Raw genomic sequence first — 19,198 nt, 5'->3', positions numbered from 1 at the left:
TATCCGCACTGGCTACGACACTCAGCAGTTCATAACAAAAGCCGATACTTACTCCGCAAAACCGGATTTCACCAAAGCAACCAAGCTGTCAACAGCGTCCTGCTCATCGGAACCGTCAGCAATAATGCGAATATCGGTACCGCCAACAATACCAAGGGATAATACACCTAAAAGGCTCTTCGCATTCACACGGCGCTCTTCTTTTTCTACCCAAATAGAAGACTTAAACTCATTGGCTTTCTGAATAAAAAAAGTAGCCGGACGAGCGTGCAGCCCTACCTGATTCTGAACTAATACTTCTTTCACGCACATTCAAAATTCACTCCTAGCATCAAAATGTAGCTTCTAACCCGAAAAAACATCCCACATCATAATAATATACAAACTGACATTATTCTTTAAGTCATAGTCATTATATCACAATAGAAAGCGCCGTCAAGAAAGGAAGGCTAATTTTGGATTGATGCCCTATACGTTGTTTCGGACAGGCAATCCCTTTGTATAGTTTGCCCCGATTGTTGAAAACTTTTGTACCCTCTACCATCATTGCAGCGAATAATCTATATTATGCGTTCTATTTTGATTCGTTCGAGGAAGATTCCTTCTCTTTTTCACAAAGTAAGGAGAGGTACCGTTTGTCCTTTTCATCCAAATCAGCCGTTTCGAGCATATCGGGACGATTTTTCCAAGTTCGAAGCAAAGATTGCTCTCTTCGCCATTTGTCGATATTGGCATGGTGACCGGAAAGAAGAACCTCCGGTACCTGCATCCCTCGCCAATTGGCAGGGCGGGTATAATGCGGGTATTCCAAGAGACCGCTGAAATGGCTTTCTTCTTCAAAACAAACGTCGTCAGAAAGCACACCGGGAATCAAACGGCTAACACCGTCTGCTAAAATCAAAGCCGGCAGCTCACCGCCGGTAAGTACATAATCCCCCGCAGAGATCTGTTCATCCACATAACGGTCAATGATTCTTTCGTCAATTCCTTCATAATGGCCGCACAAAATGGCGAGGTTCTCGTATTCCGCCAGCTCATTCATCTTTTGCTGAGTTAAAACGGTTCCCTGCGGCGACATATAAACGATATGAGGCTTTTTGCCTAAATGACGCACCAAATCGTCAATACACTCTGCAATCGGCTCTGCCATTAATAGCATGCCCATTCCACCGCCAAATGGGCAGTCATCCACACGGGAATGTTTGTCGTACGCGTAATCTCGAATTTGGTGGCAACAAACCTGCAAAGCCCCCTTTTTGCGAGCTCTGCCTACAATGCTTTCTGCCATTACAGTTTCGCACATGTCGGGAAAAAGAGTAAACAGATCAATCCTCATCGTCAAATATCCCCTTGATTGGTCTGATTTTCATAACCCCTGCTTCGGGGTCACGCTCCAGAACCACCTGTGGAATCGAAGGCAGAAGATACGTTTTCCCATCTGGCGAAGTGATTTCGTATACATCGTTTGCTCCGGTTTTTAAAATATCGGTAAGTTTGCCGTACTCCTTACCCGAATCATAATCCAGAACAGCTAAACCGAGCATATCCTGCACAAACCAAGTGCCCTCTGGCAGCTTAACATCAGCACGACGCAGGTACAATACTCTCCCACGCATAGAGTCACCCTGTGTAGCAGAGGTTACGCCCTCTAAATTCGCCAGAAGCAGCCTCTTATGCACACGGCTGGAAAGTACCTGAACTGAGGAAGCTCCGTTTGAGTCCCAGTACAAAGTACGAAACTTCGATAAAAACTCAGCAGAATCACACCAAGGCTCTATGCGAAGCTCTCCTTTTATTCCGTGCGTACCAACGATTCTTCCCGCTTCTAAAAATGGCTGCAGCATTCCCTTCCTCCTCATTGCCTATCTTCATTCTCATATTGCAGCATTGCCTGCCAAAAGGGCAGAAATACACCGCAACGCTATTTTAAGAGCGAATAACCCGCTCATTTACTCCATGGTTAAAACAAGACTGCAACAAAGCCAGTACTCCTTACGGAACAAGCCATGTTACAGTCTTGGTTCATTAGTCGATCTCGACAGAAACCTTGCCATTTGTGCGGGTTGCTGCGGCACGCATTACCACGCGAATCGCTTTGGCAATACGCCCTTGCTTACCAATTACCCGACCCATGTCATCCTCAGCTACATGCAGGTGGTAAACTACAGTGCCATCTTCAGACGGCTCGTCCACCTGAACGGTAACAGCTTCGGGATGCCCAACGAGCCCCTGAGCAATCGTAACCAGTAATTTCTCCATCGGTAGATCTCCTCCGATCTTTTAAATCACTCCGTGCTTCTTAAACAGAGCCTTCACGGTATCAGTGGGCTGAGCGCCGTTGGAAATCCACTTCTTTGCCTTTTCTGCGTCAACCTTCACAACAGAGGGCTCTTCCATGGGATTGTAGTAGCCAATCTCCTCAATGAAGCGGCCGTCACGGGGGAAGCGGGAATCCGCTACCACAATACGATAAAAGGGAGCTTTCTTAGCGCCCATTCTGCGCAATCTAATCTTTACTGCCATACAAAACAACCTCCAAAATATGATTCATAAATTTAATATATGTGATTCACTTGAAAGGATTACATAGCGACTCTCACCTTAAAAAGTTGTTGATTTTCTTCTGCAAATTAAGCAAATAAAAATCTCCGTTTTCAATGTGTATCATTTTAAAGTGAATGAACTACACCCTTTTTGAATGAAATCCCGAATTAAAAAGCCTAGAACGGCATGCCGCCCGGCCCGGGCATTCCCGGCATCCCCGGCATTCCGGGGAACTTCTTCTTTTTCTTAAAGCCCTTAACCTGCTTCATCATTTTCTGCATTTGTTCAAACTGCTTGAGCAGGCGGTTTACGTCCTCTACCTTCATGCCGCAACCGGCAGCAATGCGCCGCTTACGAGACGGGTTAATCACAGAGGGGTTCTCTCTTTCAGCCGGAGTCATAGAAAGAATGATGGCCGCAGAACGGTCCATGATTCTCTCATCAATGTCAACGTCCTTAATTTGCTTATCAATACCCGGCAGCTTGGATAATACAGATTTGAGCGGTCCCATTTTCTTCATTTGATTGAACTGGTCAAGCAAATCATTGAGGTCCATCTTATTCTGCATCATCTTGCGGGCAGTTTGCTCTGCCGTCTTTTTATCGATGTTCTGCTGAACATCCTCAATTAAGGTAAGCACATCGCCCATTCCCAAAATACGGGAAGCCATACGGTCTGGGTGGAAAACCTCCAAATCGGTTAGCTTTTCACCAATACCCGCATATTTAATGGGCTTACCGGTCACTGCACGAACCGAAAGCGCCGCACCGCCACGAGTATCACCGTCGAGCTTAGTAAGAATCACGCCCGTAATATCAAGAAGATCGTCAAACGTTTTTGCTACGTTAACCGCTTCCTGACCGGTCATGGAATCGACCACCAAAAGGATTTCCTGCGGTTGCAAGTCACCTTTGAGCTCCTTGAGCTCATTCATCAGTTCTTCATCGATTTGCAAACGGCCGGCGGTATCTAAAATAAGAATATCGTTGCCGTAATCTCTGGCATGGCGTACCGCCGCACGGCAAATTTCCACCGGCTTTGTATTCCCCTGCTCAAACACGGGAACACCCGCCTGAGAACCAACCACTTGAAGCTGCTTAATCGCAGCCGGGCGATAAATGTCGCATGCTACCAGCATTGGGCGGCGCCCTTGCTTTTTGAGCATTGCGGCAAGTTTGCCTGCATGAGTTGTTTTACCGGCACCCTGTAGGCCACACAGCATTACAATCGTAGGGATACTTGAGGCTTCGTTTAGGCGTGCCTGCTGCCCCCCCATTAGCTCGGTTAATTCTTCATCTACAATTTTAACAACCATCTGTGCCGGAGTCAGGCTTTCCATTACCTGTGTACCAACAGCACGTTCGGTTACCTTATTGGTAAAATCTTTTGCGACCTTATAGTTAACGTCTGCTTCTAACAATGCAAGGCGAACCTCGCGCATGGCTAATTTGACGTCGGCTTCGGTCAGCTTTCCTTTTGATTTTAAGTTTTTAAAGGCGGTGCCGAGCTTTTCCGCCAATCCTTCAAATGCCAATGCTATTCAAATCCTTTCGTCTACTCTTCACATAGCCGCCGAACAATGTCTTCGATTAAGGCAACATCCTGCTGTACGTCCTGTGAAAAGAGAGATTGTGAATTATAAATACGAATTCGCTCGGTCGCTTCCCGAATTTGCTCAAGCCCTTCCCGCATTTCGCGAAAACGGCGCGCAAGACCCAAGCGTTCCTCCATCTCTAGTAATTGGGCTTCTGCACGTTTAATGGAGTCGCGCACCCCTTGCCGGGTAATGCCTTCGTTATCTGCTATTTCTGCAAGCGACAAATCGTCGTTGTAATAATACTCGATTACACAGCGCTGCTTATCGGTGAGCATATCGCCGTAAAAATCCAGCAAAAGAGATATTTCTAGATTTTTTGCCATATCGCACCCTCATTCGCTGTAAAGTTCGATTGCTTTCTGTAAAGTGAAAACCTTTACACTTGTGAATTATACAGGAATCACGTCGAAAAGTCAAGTGTTTTTCAAGTGATACTGTTCCTTTTTAAATAATCCAAAAGCTTGTCTTCCAGTTCATTGACATCAATATCTCCTGAAACATTTTTGCCGAGCCAATCTTTTACATAATCTCTCACTTTATTGCCTGCGTCAGACAAAGTAGTGGTCGCCTGAAATAAAATACCATTTTCCTGTACTTGAAACATTCCTAAAGCGAACCCCGTTTTCACTGCTTTTTCAGAATGCAAAAATGGTTTTACATCCACTAAAATCACATTGTCTTTTCTGGTTATTCCGCTTGGAAGCTCTTTGCCAAATAACCGATTAAGTGCAAACTTAGGCGAAACACTTAACTTGCCTAGGCGCACCTGCTGAATTTCCACACGCAGCTGTTCAGCCGCTGCATCATACATAACCTTAGACTGCGAGGTAACCCCCAGATTCTTGCCGTTCCAAGTAACGGGAGTGTAGGCGGTTATCGTATTTTCTTTGGGAAATGTAAGGTAAATTTGGTTTGGCTGGTATTCTGCCTTTCCCATATAGCTCTGCACATCTGGCAAATGGTAAGCTGTGAACGCATTGATTTCAGATTCTGAAAACTTTACAGGTTCACTAGTAAGCATCGCTTTTGCAGCGGTGCGCAAAACCTCTTGCGATGGCGCAGGATTGTACTTACCGGCGAGGTCATCTGTCAGCATCAACTTATAAGGGATTGCAACCGCCAGCCCAAGAACTACAGCGGCACCTAAGGTAATTAGCGCCCAACGTGGAATCGGCATACGCAAGTTAGACAGCTCCTTTCAAATAAAAGATGGGTCAATGGGTATTGCGGCAGACACATTCAGCCTGCAAAACTTGCAATAACCAAATGGAAAAGTGCAAGTTTTACATGGCTATGCCGTTGCGCAACGACTCATTGACCCAAAGCTTTCAAAGAGAAGTCTATTTTAGCTCTACTATGGTTACACCAGATTCCCCTTCGCCAAAAACGCCCAAACGGTACGTTCTTACACAGGAGTGCCGGCGTAAATGCTGCTGCACTGCCGTGCGCAACACCCCGGTACCCTTACCGTGGATAATTGTGAGCTGATGAATACCAGAAAGCAGGGCAGAATCAATTGCGCGGTCTACACTCATAATTGCCTCGATGGAATCTTCGCCGCGTACATCCACCTCAGTCATTACCGGAGCGTCCGAGCGTTTTGGCACAGTTCGAGTGCCGCTCCGGCGCGCTTTACGATTCTGGGTTTTCTGCTCAATCAGACGAAGATTCTCTACGGGAACCCTTGTCTTAATGATACCAGCCTGCACGAGTACTTTTTTGTCGTCTGGTGCCGGTGTTTCAATCACAGTGCCTTCTTTATCAATATCGAATATCAATACGTCATCCCCAGCCTTGAGGGGGCGAGGCAGCACATAGACATCATCTGTTTCTTTTTTACTCACCGGATCGGAAGAGCTCTCCAGCTCACGCATCCCTGCCTTCATTCTGGCGCGCTGCTCAGCCGACATGCTCTTTGCGCCCTGGCGTTTCATTTCTTCCAGCTCTTCAAGCATTGCGTCTGCTTGTGCCCGAGTGCGTGCCACAAGCTGTGCCGCTCTTTCGCGAGCCTGCTCCATCTCTTTAGCGGCTTCACGTTCCAAACGTTCACGGAACTCTTTCGCCTCTTGACTAATGCGCTCTGCCTCTGTGTGCTTTTCCTGCGCCTTTCTGCGCTCTGTTTCAAGCTCTTGACGGCTCATCTCTAAATTTTGAACCACATCTTCAAAGCGGCGGTTCTCTCCCGATACCAACTCGCGTGCACGGTCTACTACATCCTTATTTAAGCCCAAGCGGCTTGAAATAGCAAACGCATTCGAACGACCCGGTACACCAATTAGAAGGCGGTAGGTTGGGCGGAGCGTGGCAACATCAAACTCACAGCTTCCGTTTTCTACTCCGGCGGTTTGCAGCGCATAGGCCTTCAGCTCTGCGTAGTGCGTTGTAGCTGCTACTCTTGCATGCTTACTGCGAAGTGACTCCAAGATTGCCATAGCGAGCGCTGCACCCTCTACCGGGTCGGTTCCCGCTCCCAACTCATCGAGTAAAATCAAGCTGTGTTCATCCGCGTGTTCCAAGATTTGTATGATATTGGTCATGTGCGCTGAAAATGTACTAAGGGATTGCTCAATGCTCTGCTCGTCACCAATGTCTGCAAGAACTTTGCGGAACACAGAAATCTCACTGTTGTCTCCCACAGGAAGCATTAACCCGCACATAGCCATCAGCGTTAAAAGCCCTAGTGTTTTGAGTGTAACTGTTTTGCCACCGGTGTTTGGGCCAGTAATTACGAGCGTGTCAAACGTGGTACCGAGCTCTATGTTCATTGGTACCACTATTTTGGGGTCAATGAGTGGGTGACGCGCTTGATTCAGCAAAATTCGGCCGGTATCATTCACTTTGGGCATGCTGGCTTTCATTTTATAAGCAAGCTGCCCCTTGGCAAAGATTAAATCCAGACCCACAGCCGCTTGGTAGCTTTCAATAATTAAGTCTGCAAAGCCGCCTGTTTCTGCAGAAAGCTCGGTTAAAATCCGTTCAATTTCTGCACTTTCTCGTGACTGCAGTACTCGAATTTCATTATTTGCTTCCACTACTCCCATTGGCTCTACAAACACGGTTGCTCCACTGGAGGAGGTATCGTGCACCAAACCGGGAATCTCTCCGCGGCATTCTGCTTTAACCGGCACCACATAGCGCCCTCCACGCATGGTTACAATGGGGTCTTGTAAGTATTTTTGGTATGTGGCAGAACGAATCATTTTATCGAGCTGCTCGCGCACACGCGAAGATGCGGCACGAATACGGCGGCGAATGGATGAAAGCTCAGGAGATGCGCTGTCGGCTACCTCTTCTTCTGAAATGACCACCGCATTAATTTTTTCTTCCAAATACTTATTTGGAACTACGGATTCAAAGCGCCAATCAAGCGTAGTTTTCATTCCCTCGCTTTTGCGCCGCCAATCAGTTATGGCACGCATAGTGCGCAGCACTCCTGCTATTCGTAGAAAATCCGAAAGATTCAGTACCCCTCCGGCCTGTGCACGACGCAAGGGGTTGGCTACATTCTTTAACCCCCCAAAGGAGGGAGAACCGAATTTTGCCATTAAAACAAAAGCGTCGTCTGTTTCTTGCAAGAGGCGACGCACGGCATCTGTTGAAACGGCAGGTTCCAGCGTTATGGCCTGCTCTGCCGCTTCTTCACTGGCAGTTTGCTCCGCCAGCAGCTTTAAAATTTTATTCAGTTCCACAGCGGTGCTATGCCGCTGAAAGCTATAATTTTGCATGGAAGTTCCTTTCTTACTTGGTGCTCAAAGCATTTGTTCCTCTTGCAGCTCTACTGTAAGAGATTTTTCAAAGCAATGAAACACCCCTTTGCGAAGTAGAATTCGTCCGCAGTGTTCATACCCAAGCGACTGGTACAAATGAATTGCTGGCAGATTTTTCGGGAACGCGTCGAGCCGAATTGCGTTAAAGTCCTGCCCTCGAAAATACTCCTCGGCAAACCGAGCTATCTTTTTACCACAGCCTCTGCCTTGGTACCCTGCGTTCACACACAGGCGGTGGATGACACCAACTTTACCGGTATGGTATTTCCAATCCACGTAACGGTACTGCGGTTCCTGCTCTTCATTTAGAACAATAGCCGCAGCTAAGCCGTCTTCCTCTTCTAACACAAACAGTTCTTGATTCACCACGTCCTGCGTTAAGACCAGTTCATTGGGATAAACATCATCCCATTGGTCAATCCCTTTTAAACCCATCAACTCAATTGAGCCAAGATACAAATTCAATAGATTGGGTAAATCCTCCAACTGGGCTTTGCGAAAATCTTTCTTATCTTCCATTTTGCTCCTCCCGTGATACGCTCACCTTACATTCGGGTTATCTGATGATAAAAATCGAGTGTGGCAAATCGCCGCTGTACCGTACTAAGCAAATACTGTTCCGCTGCATCCGCCAGTAGACGAATACCGTCATCTAAAAGACGAAACGAAAACAGCTTGTCAAATTCCGCATAAATGGTATGGCGCAGTGCGGTCATAACACCTCTCGGCAATGGTATCGCCGGCTCTTGCTGTGTTGTTTTTGCAATGCAGTCTGCACACGTAATAATACCGCTGCGGGGCAGGAAATACATGGTGTCTGCTTCATAACAGCCACAATCGTGACAGCACACAAGATCTGGCATGTACCCGGCCAGCGCAAGCATACGCATTTCTACCACAGCCTTAAGCTGTAGGCTTGGCCGCAATCCCTTCGCAAGAAAATGCAGAGAATTAAGCATCAAACGCAAAAAGTCCCCCGCCTCGGATTCTTCGGGAGCCAGTACGACGGCCAACTCGCAAAAATATTGGGCAAGGGACAGCCTTTCCATATCCAGGCGCAAATCAAAGAATGATTCAATTGGCCAGGCGTCGTTAATTATGTACTTATCCCGCCCTTTATAAACCGAAAGGCGGGAATAGCTAAGCAATTGTGTGGAAGATAATTTCCGGTTTTGCAGGCGCTTTGCCTGCTGTGCAAATGCGCGGATGACTCCCTCATTGCGAGTTAAAACCGTAACGAGACGGTCACTCTCACCCACGCTCTTCTCCATAAGGACTAAACCCTCGGTATTGATTTGCATACTTCTCCTCCTCGGGTTGCACTACGGCGGCCTGCTGGTTAATGGCCTGCGTAAGCCTTGCATAGTGCAAATAGGCCTCTACGCTGCCGGTTTGCTGAAAAACATTCCAAGCCTGTTCTCTGTCCACAAAAAACGCCTCCCAAAAAAGAATCCCAAATAGAGTATTTGCAATTCCGTGAACAGTATGAGAGGAAAATAAAAGAACGTTCGCCATTATTTGACAAGCTTTTTACGATTTTTATGTTACTGGAACGAATTTGAGTCGTAACCCAATGAGCGCAAAAGGTTTTGGCGATTGCGCCAATCTTCCTTGACCTTTACCCAAAGCTGAAGGTTAATTTTGCAGTCGAAAAACCGCTCCATATCTTCTCTGGCATACATGCCAATCTTTTTAAGCATCGAACCATTTTTGCCGATTAGAATGCCCTTGTGCGTGTCGCGCTCGCAAAAGATAATAGCCTGAATATCGGTAATATTGCTACCATCCTCACGTTCTTTCATGCTTTCTACCGCTACGGCAATACCGTGTGGTATTTCCTTATCTGTTAGGCGCAAAATCTTTTCACGCACCATCTCTGCCGCAAGAACGCGCTCCGGCTGGTCGGTGAGAGTATCATCGGCAAAAAAGTGCCCTCCGGGCTGTGCGAGCTTCATCAGCTCTTGCCCTAACAGCTCCATTCCGTTACCGTCTTTGGCAGAAACGGGAACCACCGCTTCAAACTCAAACTTTTGCGCAAACGCACCGATTTGCGCCATCAGCGGAGATTTGTCGCCAAGCGTATCAATTTTATTAATTGCGAGAACCGCAGGGATGCCGAGCGAACGGAACTTTTCCATCAAATCGTTATCCGCAGGGCTAATACGGGTTCCTGCTTCCGCAACTAAAAGGCATGCGTCAACACCCGCAACAGATTCCGTAACGGATTTGACCATATAATCGCCAAGGCGCGTACGGGGCTTGTGCAAGCCGGGCGTGTCCAAAAACACGAGCTGCGTATCCTCTTTGGTCAGCACACCCATAATGCGAGTACGGGTTGTCTGCGGTTTGCTGCTAACAATGGCAACCTTTTGGCCAAGCAGGCGATTCAAAATAGAGGATTTTCCCACATTGGGGCGCCCCACAATTGCGATAAACGCGGTTTTTCCAGCAGTGTCCTGCATCTGATATAATTCCGTCAATAGAAAGCTCCTTCTTTAATTTCATAACAATGCTGCACTATTCTATTAAGAGTTATTTGCATTCTCGCAAGAAATTAGAAAAAATCTTTTGCAAGCATTGCTTTTCATTATCTTTTATTTTTATTACGGTGCAAGCAGTCTCGAATGCCCACCGGCCCCATTTGAATATAGAGATAGCTTACAAATAAAGCAAGTAACAGGAATAGCATATACAAAGGTTGGTACAAAAAATACCGTGCTATAAAAAGCAGTACCTCAGGCCGCCAGAACAGGCAAATTCCAACTCCAACGGAAAAACCGGCAAACACCAGTACAGCTCCTGCCGCTAAGTCTTTAATAATGCGTACAACTGGGTGAAAGCTTGACGCCAGCATATCTGATATTTCTTCTGCCACCGTATTGAACAGCTCTGCACCAATTACCATTGCGAAGGTAATAAAGAGAAGTGCGTACTGCGTGCGTGTTAAATCATAAAAGAACGAAAAAGCGAACACATACAACGCCGCCACTGTATGGATCCGCATGTTACGCTCGTTATTAATGCAGTATATCACGCCCCGAAAAGCATATTTCAGGCTTTTCAGAAAGCGCAGCCTTCGTTTACTCTTCATCCTCATCCAATACATAGCTACTGGTACTTGGAAGTCCCAGCTGCGTCATTACCTGCTCCTCTTTTTCGCGCATACGCACACGGTCCATTCCGCCCTGCTCGTGGTCGTACCCTAACAGGTGCAGCATGGAATGAGCACAAAGATACCCCACCTCGCGCTCTAAGCTATGGCCGTAACGTTCGGCCTGCTCTACCGCTTTTTCCATGGAGAGAACAATATCGCCTAATATTTTCGCGCCGGTATCATGATTCTCATCGTACTCGCCGTTTTCACCCATGGGGAAACTCAGTACATCCGTCGAAGAATCTTTGTCACGGTACTGACGGTTGAGCTCTCGTATCTGTTCATTATTCACAAAGGTTACGCTAATCTCCGCCGGGTGCGGGAATTTCTCCAGCCTTAAAACAGCATTACAGCAACGGCGGATGAGCATCCGCAGGCCGGTGGGAATTTTCACTTCCTTTTGCGTATTGTCAATGATGACTCTAATCTTTTCCATTCTCTATCTCCTGCTCTCTTCATTCTTTTCATAAGCTTTGATGATGTCCTGCACCAAACGGTGGCGCACAACATCCTTGTCGTTGAATCTGACCTGTGCAATGTCATCCATATTTCTCAAAATCCGCATCACGTCCTTGAGCCCGGAGCGTTTGCCATCCGGCAAATCGATTTGTGTTACATCGCCGGTAATGACCATTTTTGAGTTAAAGCCGAGTCGGGTCAGAAACATTTTCATCTGTTCGGGAGAGGTGTTTTGTGCCTCATCCAAAATGATGAAGCTGTCGTCAAGCGTTCTGCCGCGCATGTACGCCAGCGGCGCTACTTCAATATTGCCGCGCTCCAAATACTTCTGGTACGTTTCCGCTCCCAGCATATCAAAAAGCGCGTCATACAAAGGGCGCAAATAAGGGTCTACCTTCTGCTGCAAGTCGCCAGGAAGAAAGCCCAGCTTTTCACCGGCCTCTACCGCGGGCCGAGTCAGGATGATCCGGTTGACCTCCTGAGCGCGGAACGCCGTGACCGCCATGGCCACAGCGAGGTATGTTTTACCAGTACCGGCAGGCCCCACACCAATTGTAATGGTGTTCTGCCGAATCTGATTGCAGTAATTTTTCTGCCCAAGTGTTTTGGGCTTTACGGGCTTGCCTTTCGATGTAATACAAATGCAGTCGCCCGCGAGGGTCTCAATTTTCTCTTCGCTGCCGTCGTTAATCAGCGAGATGCAGTAGCGCACATTCTGCTCACTAAGCGCTTCTCCTCGGTTAATAAGTGAAAGAAGGCTTTCGATGACACGAACCGCCTTACCTACATTTTCAGGGTCACCAGAAACCTTAATTTCCGCACCCCGCCCTATGACGCTAACCTGGTACTCTTTTTCTACCAGTTTAATATTTTCATCGAAGCTGCCAAAAAGTGCAACGGCCTGCTCCATACGGTCTATATTAATGCGTTGTTCAAACATTCTTTCACCTTTCACTATCTCTGCATTTCTTGTATATTATAACATGATTTGCATCATCCGTCATCAGAATTAGAATAGAATTCCTATAAAATTATTCACAAAATTTCTAGGGTTTAAACAGGATTTCTGATTCAAGGGCGATATTTTCCTCGCATTGGCAGTGCAGTGTTAAGCGGTAAACATCTCCCTGCACTTTTCCCGAAAGATTCGAGGAAAGAATCTTTACATCCTTCCATTCCTGCTGCTTCATTTCTTCTATTTTCGCCTTGGCCTGCTCCTCAGCCTGCGCCTCGGTAAGCACGATTTCTTCGTGTGTTTGCTCTGACCATGTTTCGGTATAAACAGAGATAGGCAAATCGCCTGTTTTACCCTTGAGTGTTACACGCTGCGATTCTTTCTGGTATTCGCCTTGCGGCCTCCCCGTAAGCGAAAGTGGCAGCTCTAAGCCAAAAATTCTTACGCTTCGCCGAACGACCTGCTTGCCGGTTGGGCGCAGCTGTGTTTGCTTCATTGGTATTTCGGCCACAAGGTTCTTCTCTGTTTCGGCGATTACCTTGCCGGTGGAACGCATCATTCTTGTTCCCCCAACTGCATCATCTGCAATACCGCTTACCAGCAATTGCCCCTTTATAACAGCATCCCCTACTTTTACCTGCAATACACCCCCGGTTACCTCAAGCTTTCGCACCTGACCAGAGGCAGAAGCTTTTAAATTGCTTACTTTGTCTTTTAATTCCGCTTCCGGGTGCTGAATCTGCTCTTCTAAAGCAATTTCAATATTACAGCCTTGTGTATTTACTGAAAGCCATGAAATCTCAGGGAACGCAATCATTAGGCGCCGCTGCAACTCCTGGTACTCCAGCCGGCTCTTTAGCGCGCCAGGTGAAAGACCCAGGTTTTTTGCCTCTGCCAATATTTTTTCACTCGGAACACTGGTATTCCCCGTTACCTGAACACTCCAAACATAAAGAGAGAAAACTTGCAGCGTGAGCATAAAGACAACCATTCCGGCAACTAGGCCTTTTCGAGCCGTCACGCGCTTCCATAGGAAGGGCAGTCCATGTCGTTTGCCCGCTTTCAGGCGAACTCCGGCCTTTCTTGCAATTGGGCGAAGCTCCTCATACCGCCCCACTGCTATTGCCGCCGTAAAAAACTCTTCGGAACGCCCAATACGCCAAAGAGCTACGCCTTGACGGGCGCACAAATTTAAAAAGCGCTCACAGGCGCCCTTTCTGCGTGGTCGGATTTGAAAATTGACCCAACCCAGAACCCAGCGGACGAATGCAATTGACCCCATTGTTACACCTCACGTTAAAAATTCCAAGCCAGTTAGGTACCCCTCTACCACTAGAGAGTCTGCCGTCAGGCACTTAATCTTTAGGTTCCTGCCCGTGAAACGGACACTCATTTTTCCCGCTCGCACTCGAATCGAATCTTCACTGTATTCCAAAACTCCGCCACAGCCCTCCAGCACAGCTTCCCGGTTTCCGCTAATCTCCATGCGAAAACCGCTGAGCAGTGAAGGCGGCGGCATACTTAGCGAGTTTTCAAGCTTTTTCTTCACAGCAACACCCCATCCCGTGATTTTTATAACGGTACAATACAAATCCAGTTACAATCTAATTTGTGACTATAATCCGTTTTCACCCAATTCCAGATTTTTATGGGAGATTATTATAAACTTATGCAATTGGAGATATAAAAATCACCCGGATTCATATACATGATTTGAGGTGAAGCATATGTATTCCGGTAAAGTATTTTCTGCGCTGTTCGCCGCCGCCTTCGGGGCGGGGCTTTTGTTTTTGCCCGCCGCGTCGGCTTCAGGTGCGATTCGTGGCTTAGAGTATTGCCTGATTATACTCGTACCTTCTTTGTTCCCGTTTATGGCACTGTCTACCTATCTGGTGAAATCAGGACTATCTGATTCTTTGGGCAGGGTTCTAGGGCCCGTAACTAAACTTTTATTTCGCCTGCCCGGCTGTACCGCGGCCACCATACTAATGAGTATGATTGGCGGATTCCCGGTAGGCGCAAGAGGAATTGCTGCCCTGCACCAGCAAGGAAGCATTACAGACAACCAAGCCGCCCGAATGGCTTCCTTTTGTGTAAATGCGGGGCCAGCGTTTGTCATTAGTGTGGTTGGAGTGGGTCTGCTCGGCAACCCCACCGCAGGTGCAATTTTACTTAGCGCTCAGCTTGGCGGCTCTATTTTACTTGGGTTTCTTTTAAAATTCTCCGAGACAAAGGAATCCGTTTCTATGGTTCCTGCAAACAACGCAAAGCATAGTGCCTCCCCCTTGATTGATTCAACGGTAGATGCCGCAAGAGGTACCATGAATTTATGTGCATTTGTCATTTTATTCTCTGTATTGATTGCTCTCCTTCGTGAAATAGGAACAGCCGCATTTCTGGCACAATTTTTGCTCCGCCTTGGGATGCCAGCCGCAGTGTGCGGCTCTGCACTCTCTGTTATTATGGAGGTTACCAGCGGCTGTTTTGACATTGCCGCTTTGGGCGGCAGCGGTATGCTGTTTGCTTTTGCAATGGGTTGGGGTGGATTTTGCGTTCACTTTCAGGTGCTATCATCACTCACAAAAATTCCATTCTCTCGCTCTATGTTTTTCGCCCACCAAATGATAAAAGGTATTTTTTCTGCTATATTTGCAGTCATTTTATTTCAGCTATTCCCACAAGCCGCTCCTGCTTTTCAAAATACGACCCGCGCCCTAAATGGGGAGCTTTCCGGCAGCCCTGCCGCGGCTGCAGCACTCATTGCGCTATGCATCGTTTTGCTATGCTCTGTTGGGGCTGAAAGGCTGGAATTTCGTAAAAAATCATGCTATAATAACCCCACAGCATAAAGAAAAAAGATACGAACCACACCCTTCCACTTTTATATTTAAAATATTTGCTCGCTTGTTTAATACATAGCAAATGTCCACTCAATTTAACCGGCGGTGGACATTGGCATAGAGCTTTTTATGGATTGGGTTAGTTAGAACATATGTAATTTATTTATTACTGTACCCGTGGTCGTATTTATGGCTCTACTCGTAAAAAATGGAGGAATTGATTTTGTTCGGATTAAAGAAAAAATTATTTGGAAGTCAAATAGATACAAACTGCGAATATTGCAGCTATAATACAGGAACTGAAGAAGAACCCGTATGTTCCAAGGGTATTGAAATAAAAGAAGACGGCACCTGTCGCCGTTTTTCTTACGACCCATTAATGCGCAACCCCCGTGCATTGCCGCCGTTGCGGGAATACGACTTAGACGATTTTTCACTATAACAAAACAGCGCCTTCCTCCTGAGCACATAGGAGAAAGGCGCTGTATTTTTTTATTTTTTAGAAAGTGTATTGTCCTGTTGTTTTTCTACGCATTTTTGAATACCTTGAAGAATTTGTGTTAGAAAAGGAGGAAGCCGAACACCAGTTGCCTGAATATTCTCCAGAATACTTAACAACTCATTTACCGTAAGCCATACAGCAACCAAAGAGGCCACTGCATAGCGAACCGGCAATTCTCCCATTCCTGCCTGACTCCCCGCGTACATTAGCAAAAAGTCGATTGCGACTCCTACCCCTACGAGCGACCATGTGAGTATTTTTTTAATAATACCACGAATGCTACGGTAAGAACTCACCGCTTCTTTTCTGTAAATAGAAGCCATAATTCCCGTAACATAATCCGTTAAGCTCGATAAAATCAAAAGGTAAACAGGAACCGCCAGAATACCAAGCCGGGCGGAAACTACGGCAAACATAGCTGCCAACCCGGCTTTCAATTTGTCCATTTTTTCGCCCCCAGACACCGCTAAAGAACATTAAAGTTGCAGTTAGCAGTTTGATCCTTAGACCGCACCTGAATGTGGGCGTGGCGTACCGGTGGCTTTAACGCTGTAACATCAATGAGCCATCCGCGCCCCTTTGCATCCAATCGCGGCTCAGCAGCGCGAATAACGTCCCGCCCGGTTACCGTAACCTCTGGCTTTTCATCACACCTGGCTAAAACGGTATAGATTTCACCCGGGGACATATCCTTGCTTCTAGTATCCAGTGAAAGAGGTGTATCTTCCTCTATTGGTGGTGGTGCCGGATAATTATTAAAGCCCCCCTTGCGAATGATTTCGGGGTAATCTTTAAAAGACAAATTTAAATCAACATCTCCCGTTCCGTTTTTCACTCCGGGAACTCGTCCTTTATCCGTGTATTGCCAAATAGAAGCTGGAAATTCGCTTGACATTTGCGTATTGTACTGTGCCAGCCACAAGTCAAACTCTTTTATCCGGCTCCAGTCCAGATGATTACGCAGAACATTTAAATTCGCATAGATTGCCACATAATAACCGGCATTCGCCACCTGCCGACACCAAGCCATAACCACATCGGTCAGGCTGTCACGCGGCAGCCGTAGTATCGTATCCTGTTCCACATCCAGTGCAACAGGGTACTCCATTTTGCATCCTCGAACCAGATTGAGAAAATGTGTTGCTTCTCTTGCAGCTTCTTCTGTTGATACGGCATGTGTCCAATGGTACACACCGGTATGAAGACCTGCAACAGCAGCATTTGTTAAATTTTCACTCATTCTTTTATCTGCCAGTGTATAGCCCTCACTGGCTTTTATCATGGTAAAATCATACCCAGCTTCCTTTACAAGGTTCCAATCTACGTTACCTGTCCCATTATATACATCAATTCCTTTTCTGGTAGACATAACAACTCTCCTTTCTATACTATAAGATGCAAAAAGGGGGAAACTTGCTCTTGTTTATGCAAGTAATCCCCCACAAAATTATAGTTTTTTACAGGAATTCTTTGTCCGCTCTCCCTTTAAGAAAATTCGCACCTTTCCCCTTTTCTATCTTCTATTAAAAAACGATGCCACCGAAGTAGCCTTTTGCAAAATGGCAATAACCAATTGTGATAAATGATAATTTTTTGCCTAGTCTTTATTTTGTATAGCCAATTGTTATAAAATATACTATAATCTAAAATAGCAATTCAAAAGATTGTTTCTTTACATAGTAAATTCTTTATTAGCAAATACATCTCGTTCATTTTTCTATTTTTCAGTTTTAACGTTTAAATAACGTCGAAAAGTAAGATAAAAAATTATCTAAGATACGTTTCGTTCTTTGAAAGGCATTGACAAGCATTTCGTTTTACTTCATAATATGTTTCACTTGTTTTTAGACTCTCTGCACGAAGAGGGAGCTTCTCACCCCAAATAAGAAGGGAAAGACAAGACATTTGAACAAAAACCTTACTCGGGGTTTATCTTCACATTCCCTGAAGCTGATTGCAGCTGCTGCCATGCTGGCAGACCATTTTGCTTGGCTGTTTCTAAACACATTTAGTGTTGCCGGCCAATTGCTTCATTTTGTTGGAAGAACAACTATACCAATTATGTGCTTTTTCATCGCGCAGGGATTTAACCAGACTCGCAGCCGTACTAAATACGCAGTAAGACTGGCTGTCTTCGCGGTGATCTCTCAAATACCATTTCATTATTTCTTAACCGGTAACCTAAGTGTATTCTCTTCCCCCATCCGCTTGAACGTAATGTTTACACTTTTGTTCGCCCTACTATCTCTTGTTGTTTTAGACCAATTGCGAGATAGGCCTGCTGGTTGGCTCTGCCTCTTTATTCTAACACTTTTGGCTTCGTTTGCAGATTGGTCTATTTTTGCGATTATTTTCACAGTTATTTTTGCACAAAACAGACATAACCCGCAAAGACAAATGCTGTTGTATTCGGTAGCGGCCATAGTGACTGCAAGCTTCTTTGCTTTTAGTAGTACTTCGCAGGAAGGCGCTCCTTTTTGGAGCGGATTCTTTCAGTTTGGCCTATTGTTAGCAGTCCCACTTTTACCAAGCTACAACGGGCAAAGAGGTACTTCTCCTGCTGGCAAATGGTTCTTTTATCTTTTTTATCCCTTGCACCTAATTGTTTTGAAGGTAATTCATCAATTCGCAATTTAAAGCTTATATCAAAAATTTTATTGGAGGTGGACTGAATGTCTAAACGGGAAAACGTTTCCATGTCCGTAATTCGGAGGCTGCCGCGCTACTACCGCTTTCTAACACATTTAAAAAAAATGGGGATGACCCGTATCTCTTCCAAAGAGCTGTCTGAAAAAATGGGTCTAACTGCTTCTCAAATCCGCCAGGATTTGAACTGCTTTGGTGGCTTCGGTCAACAGGGTTATGGTTATATTGTTGACCAATTGCAGCGGGAAATTGGAGGAATTCTTGGTCTCTCCAACTCTTACAAGGCGATTCTAATTGGTGCCGGTAATTTAGGACAAGCACTGGCACTTCACATGGCGTTTACCGCACAGGGCTTTCAGCTTGTCGGTATATTCGATAATTCGCCATCTAAAATTGGCAGTGAAATAAATGGCTTAACCATAAACGATACGAAGCTTCTCAAAGATTTTTGCGAAGCGGAACAACCATCTATGGCAATTCTCTGCATCCCTCGCGAAAACGCCGAGAAACTCTCAGAGCAGCTCTACGATCTTGGTATTCGTAATTTCTGGAATTTTAGCCATTATGATATTTCGATGAAATACCCGGATACTGTTGTAGAAAATGTTCATTTAAACGATAGCCTAATGACATTGTGCTACCGCATCTCTGACCAACAAGCGTCAACCGAAGTTTCGGATGAGGCTGGAGTATAATACGAAAAAGCGATGCCCGATGACTTTACAAAAAAGGA

24 protein-coding genes are annotated in these 19,198 nt (G+C 46.1%); 4 read left to right on the top strand and 20 right to left on the bottom strand.

What is annotated here, in order from left to right:
- Positions 1-48: 48 nt before the first annotated feature.
- The 18 genes from E7L17_RS04700 to E7L17_RS04615 all read right to left on the bottom strand — a co-directional run bounded on the left by E7L17_RS04700 (position 49) and on the right by E7L17_RS04615 (position 14,026).
- Positions 49-312, bottom strand: coding sequence for an HPr family phosphocarrier protein (locus E7L17_RS04700; protein WP_009060040.1), 264 nt, complete (start codon positions 310-312; stop codon positions 49-51).
- A gap of 262 nt (positions 313-574) precedes the next feature.
- Positions 575-1,336: a tRNA (guanosine(37)-N1)-methyltransferase TrmD gene (trmD, locus tag E7L17_RS04695; RefSeq protein WP_316322102.1), complete on the bottom strand. Its 762-nt coding sequence runs from the start codon at positions 1,334-1,336 to the stop codon at positions 575-577.
- The gene (gene rimM, locus E7L17_RS04690; RefSeq protein WP_316322101.1) at positions 1,326-1,844 is read right to left on the bottom strand and encodes a ribosome maturation factor RimM; all 519 of its coding nucleotides are present in this window, start codon (positions 1,842-1,844) and stop codon (positions 1,326-1,328) included. Before rimM ends, trmD begins: the two co-directional genes overlap by 11 nt.
- Positions 1,845-2,025: 181 nt before the next feature.
- Positions 2,026-2,259 carry a KH domain-containing protein gene (locus tag E7L17_RS04685; RefSeq protein ID WP_316322100.1) on the bottom strand — a complete coding sequence of 78 codons (234 nt, stop codon included), beginning with the start codon at positions 2,257-2,259 and terminating at the stop codon, positions 2,026-2,028.
- 21 nt (positions 2,260-2,280) lie between these two features.
- Complete coding sequence (rpsP, locus tag E7L17_RS04680) at positions 2,281-2,523, bottom strand: 30S ribosomal protein S16 (RefSeq protein ID WP_316322099.1); 243 nt, start codon at positions 2,521-2,523, stop codon at positions 2,281-2,283.
- Between the two features lie 197 nt (positions 2,524-2,720).
- The gene (gene ffh, locus E7L17_RS04675; protein ID WP_316322098.1) at positions 2,721-4,079 is read right to left on the bottom strand and encodes a signal recognition particle protein; all 1,359 of its coding nucleotides are present in this window, start codon (positions 4,077-4,079) and stop codon (positions 2,721-2,723) included.
- A gap of 20 nt (positions 4,080-4,099) precedes the next feature.
- The gene (gene ylxM, locus E7L17_RS04670; protein ID WP_085833242.1) at positions 4,100-4,465 is read right to left on the bottom strand and encodes a YlxM family DNA-binding protein; all 366 of its coding nucleotides are present in this window, start codon (positions 4,463-4,465) and stop codon (positions 4,100-4,102) included.
- A gap of 101 nt (positions 4,466-4,566) precedes the next feature.
- On the bottom strand, positions 4,567-5,319 hold the full coding sequence (locus E7L17_RS04665; RefSeq protein WP_316322186.1) for a hypothetical protein: 753 nt from the start codon (positions 5,317-5,319) through the stop codon (positions 4,567-4,569).
- 163 nt (positions 5,320-5,482) lie between these two features.
- On the bottom strand, positions 5,483-7,867 hold the full coding sequence (locus E7L17_RS04660) for an endonuclease MutS2 (RefSeq protein ID WP_316322097.1): 2,385 nt from the start codon (positions 7,865-7,867) through the stop codon (positions 5,483-5,485).
- A 24-nt stretch (positions 7,868-7,891) separates the two neighbouring features.
- Positions 7,892-8,428 carry a GNAT family N-acetyltransferase gene (locus E7L17_RS04655; protein WP_316322096.1) on the bottom strand — a complete coding sequence of 179 codons (537 nt, stop codon included), beginning with the start codon at positions 8,426-8,428 and terminating at the stop codon, positions 7,892-7,894.
- 26 nt (positions 8,429-8,454) lie between these two features.
- Positions 8,455-9,210, bottom strand: coding sequence for a DNA repair protein RecO (gene recO / locus E7L17_RS04650; RefSeq protein WP_316322095.1), 756 nt, complete (start codon positions 9,208-9,210; stop codon positions 8,455-8,457).
- On the bottom strand, positions 9,161-9,337 hold the full coding sequence (locus E7L17_RS04645) for a YqzL family protein (RefSeq protein WP_143750810.1): 177 nt from the start codon (positions 9,335-9,337) through the stop codon (positions 9,161-9,163). The genes recO and E7L17_RS04645 overlap by 50 nt, the downstream gene beginning before the upstream one ends.
- Positions 9,338-9,453: 116 nt before the next feature.
- The gene (era, locus tag E7L17_RS04640) at positions 9,454-10,389 is read right to left on the bottom strand and encodes a GTPase Era (RefSeq protein ID WP_316322094.1); all 936 of its coding nucleotides are present in this window, start codon (positions 10,387-10,389) and stop codon (positions 9,454-9,456) included.
- A gap of 107 nt (positions 10,390-10,496) precedes the next feature.
- Positions 10,497-11,000: a diacylglycerol kinase family protein gene (locus E7L17_RS04635; RefSeq protein ID WP_316322093.1), complete on the bottom strand. Its 504-nt coding sequence runs from the start codon at positions 10,998-11,000 to the stop codon at positions 10,497-10,499.
- Complete coding sequence (ybeY, locus tag E7L17_RS04630) at positions 10,990-11,499, bottom strand: rRNA maturation RNase YbeY (RefSeq protein WP_316322092.1); 510 nt, start codon at positions 11,497-11,499, stop codon at positions 10,990-10,992. Before ybeY ends, E7L17_RS04635 begins: the two co-directional genes overlap by 11 nt.
- A 3-nt stretch (positions 11,500-11,502) precedes the next feature.
- A complete protein-coding gene (locus E7L17_RS04625) occupies positions 11,503-12,462 on the bottom strand; it encodes a PhoH family protein (RefSeq protein ID WP_316322091.1) in 960 nt (319 codons plus the stop codon).
- Between the two features lie 106 nt (positions 12,463-12,568).
- A complete protein-coding gene (locus E7L17_RS04620) occupies positions 12,569-13,759 on the bottom strand; it encodes a sporulation protein YqfD (RefSeq protein ID WP_316322090.1) in 1,191 nt (396 codons plus the stop codon).
- Between the two features lie 9 nt (positions 13,760-13,768).
- Complete coding sequence (locus E7L17_RS04615) at positions 13,769-14,026, bottom strand: YabP/YqfC family sporulation protein (protein WP_316322089.1); 258 nt, start codon at positions 14,024-14,026, stop codon at positions 13,769-13,771.
- A 178-nt stretch (positions 14,027-14,204) separates the two neighbouring features.
- Between E7L17_RS04615 and E7L17_RS04610 the strand changes: the two genes are divergently transcribed.
- The gene (locus E7L17_RS04610) at positions 14,205-15,326 is read left to right on the top strand and encodes a nucleoside recognition domain-containing protein (RefSeq protein ID WP_316322088.1); all 1,122 of its coding nucleotides are present in this window, start codon (positions 14,205-14,207) and stop codon (positions 15,324-15,326) included.
- Between the two features lie 214 nt (positions 15,327-15,540).
- The gene (locus E7L17_RS04605; RefSeq protein WP_316322087.1) at positions 15,541-15,759 is read left to right on the top strand and encodes a hypothetical protein; all 219 of its coding nucleotides are present in this window, start codon (positions 15,541-15,543) and stop codon (positions 15,757-15,759) included.
- Between the two features lie 50 nt (positions 15,760-15,809).
- Here the strand turns inward: E7L17_RS04605 and E7L17_RS04600 are convergent, their stop codons facing one another.
- Together E7L17_RS04600 and E7L17_RS04595 are read right to left on the bottom strand one after the other, a co-directional pair.
- Positions 15,810-16,265 (bottom strand): phage holin family protein, encoded by a 456-nt coding sequence (locus tag E7L17_RS04600; protein ID WP_316322086.1) that lies wholly within the window; start codon positions 16,263-16,265, stop codon positions 15,810-15,812.
- A 20-nt stretch (positions 16,266-16,285) separates the two neighbouring features.
- On the bottom strand, positions 16,286-17,188 hold the full coding sequence (locus E7L17_RS04595) for a glycoside hydrolase family 25 protein (protein ID WP_316322085.1): 903 nt from the start codon (positions 17,186-17,188) through the stop codon (positions 16,286-16,288).
- Positions 17,189-17,724: 536 nt separating this feature from the next.
- On the opposite strand from E7L17_RS04595, the gene E7L17_RS04590 reads away from it, so the two are divergent.
- Positions 17,725-18,456: a TraX family protein gene (locus E7L17_RS04590; RefSeq protein WP_316322084.1), complete on the top strand. Its 732-nt coding sequence runs from the start codon at positions 17,725-17,727 to the stop codon at positions 18,454-18,456.
- Between the two features lie 35 nt (positions 18,457-18,491).
- Positions 18,492-19,160 carry a redox-sensing transcriptional repressor Rex gene (locus E7L17_RS04585; protein ID WP_316322083.1) on the top strand — a complete coding sequence of 223 codons (669 nt, stop codon included), beginning with the start codon at positions 18,492-18,494 and terminating at the stop codon, positions 19,158-19,160.
- Positions 19,161-19,198 lie beyond the last annotated feature (38 nt).

This window comes from Clostridium sp., from assembly GCF_032576335.1.
Lineage (GTDB): Bacteria > Bacillota > Clostridia > Oscillospirales > Acutalibacteraceae > Faecalispora.
Note: the sequence above shows the minus strand (reverse complement) of the source record. Positions and strands in the feature narration are given on the sequence as shown.

What these genes read in the sequence shown, in the direction of transcription:
- E7L17_RS04700 (WP_009060040.1), bottom strand. Translation starts at nt 312, where the DNA reads ATGTGCGTGAAAGAAGTATTAGTTCAGAATCAGGTAGGGCTGCACGCT.
- trmD (WP_316322102.1), bottom strand. Translation starts at nt 1,336, where the DNA reads ATGAGGATTGATCTGTTTACTCTTTTTCCCGACATGTGCGAAACTGTA.
- rimM (WP_316322101.1), bottom strand. Translation starts at nt 1,844, where the DNA reads ATGCTGCAGCCATTTTTAGAAGCGGGAAGAATCGTTGGTACGCACGGA.
- E7L17_RS04685 (WP_316322100.1), bottom strand. Translation starts at nt 2,259, where the DNA reads ATGGAGAAATTACTGGTTACGATTGCTCAGGGGCTCGTTGGGCATCCC.
- rpsP (WP_316322099.1), bottom strand. Translation starts at nt 2,523, where the DNA reads ATGGCAGTAAAGATTAGATTGCGCAGAATGGGCGCTAAGAAAGCTCCC.
- ylxM (WP_085833242.1), bottom strand. Translation starts at nt 4,465, where the DNA reads ATGGCAAAAAATCTAGAAATATCTCTTTTGCTGGATTTTTACGGCGAT.
- E7L17_RS04665 (WP_316322186.1), bottom strand. Translation starts at nt 5,319, where the DNA reads ATGCCGATTCCACGTTGGGCGCTAATTACCTTAGGTGCCGCTGTAGTT.
- E7L17_RS04660 (WP_316322097.1), bottom strand. Translation starts at nt 7,867, where the DNA reads ATGCAAAATTATAGCTTTCAGCGGCATAGCACCGCTGTGGAACTGAAT.
- E7L17_RS04655 (WP_316322096.1), bottom strand. Translation starts at nt 8,428, where the DNA reads ATGGAAGATAAGAAAGATTTTCGCAAAGCCCAGTTGGAGGATTTACCC.
- recO (WP_316322095.1), bottom strand. Translation starts at nt 9,210, where the DNA reads ATGCAAATCAATACCGAGGGTTTAGTCCTTATGGAGAAGAGCGTGGGT.
- E7L17_RS04635 (WP_316322093.1), bottom strand. Translation starts at nt 11,000, where the DNA reads ATGAAGAGTAAACGAAGGCTGCGCTTTCTGAAAAGCCTGAAATATGCT.
- ybeY (WP_316322092.1), bottom strand. Translation starts at nt 11,499, where the DNA reads ATGGAAAAGATTAGAGTCATCATTGACAATACGCAAAAGGAAGTGAAA.
- E7L17_RS04625 (WP_316322091.1), bottom strand. Translation starts at nt 12,462, where the DNA reads ATGTTTGAACAACGCATTAATATAGACCGTATGGAGCAGGCCGTTGCA.
- E7L17_RS04620 (WP_316322090.1), bottom strand. Translation starts at nt 13,759, where the DNA reads ATGGGGTCAATTGCATTCGTCCGCTGGGTTCTGGGTTGGGTCAATTTT.
- E7L17_RS04610 (WP_316322088.1), top strand. Translation starts at nt 14,205, where the DNA reads ATGTATTCCGGTAAAGTATTTTCTGCGCTGTTCGCCGCCGCCTTCGGG.
- E7L17_RS04600 (WP_316322086.1), bottom strand. Translation starts at nt 16,265, where the DNA reads ATGGACAAATTGAAAGCCGGGTTGGCAGCTATGTTTGCCGTAGTTTCC.
- E7L17_RS04595 (WP_316322085.1), bottom strand. Translation starts at nt 17,188, where the DNA reads ATGTCTACCAGAAAAGGAATTGATGTATATAATGGGACAGGTAACGTA.
- E7L17_RS04585 (WP_316322083.1), top strand. Translation starts at nt 18,492, where the DNA reads ATGTCTAAACGGGAAAACGTTTCCATGTCCGTAATTCGGAGGCTGCCG.